This is a genomic window from Mobiluncus mulieris ATCC 35243 (genome assembly GCF_000160615.1).
GTDB lineage: Bacteria > Actinomycetota > Actinomycetes > Actinomycetales > Actinomycetaceae > Mobiluncus > Mobiluncus mulieris.
Map to the genome: position 1 here is coordinate 1 of NZ_GG668529.1, position 598 is coordinate 598.

General features: G+C 55.0%; 1 protein-coding gene. It reads left to right on the forward strand.

Features of this window, described 5'->3' with window-relative positions; all coding sequences use genetic code 11:
• A partial coding sequence (locus HMPREF0577_RS10510) for a LuxR C-terminal-related transcriptional regulator (RefSeq protein WP_004013881.1) occupies positions 1-471 on the forward strand: 471 nt, incomplete at its 5' end.
• Positions 472-598: the final 127 nt, after the last annotated feature.

The following is a 598-nucleotide window of genomic DNA, read 5'->3' on the forward strand; positions in this document are numbered from 1 at the left end:
ATCGAGGCCGCGAAACTCATCCGCAAAAGCTACCCCCAAACCACCATCATCATGCTCACCGCTTTTGAACACGAGGATTCCTTGGCCCAAGCCCTCGCAGCGGGAGTCCAAGGCTTCCTCACCAAAAACACCACGCCAGCTGAGGTGGCTGAATATATCAAAAAGGCTCTGTCCGGACAGACCGTCTATGACTCGCGACCCACGGATATCCTCACCCAGTCTTACACCGAAAAATCCCTGACCCAAACCCAATATCAAGACTTCATCGACGCGGTGGACACCCTGCCTGGACGCTTTAAATCGGTATTCACCCAGCTACTCGACGCCAAAACCAACAAAGAAATCGCCCAAGAACTACACATGTCCCCCACCACCGTCCGTTCCTATGTTTCCGAAATACTTGCCCACACTGGATGCAAAAGCCGCGGGCAACTGGCCATCACCGCCGCCCGCGCCGGCATCACCCAATAGGTTCTATCCCGAAGCCTGGCAGAAATACGGGAGAAAATGGGGGTGAGACTCAAGATAGCAGAGACTCACCCACACAAAAACCCCGGATTTCTGCCAGCACCCCCGAAAAGCGCCCAACTTGCCGACC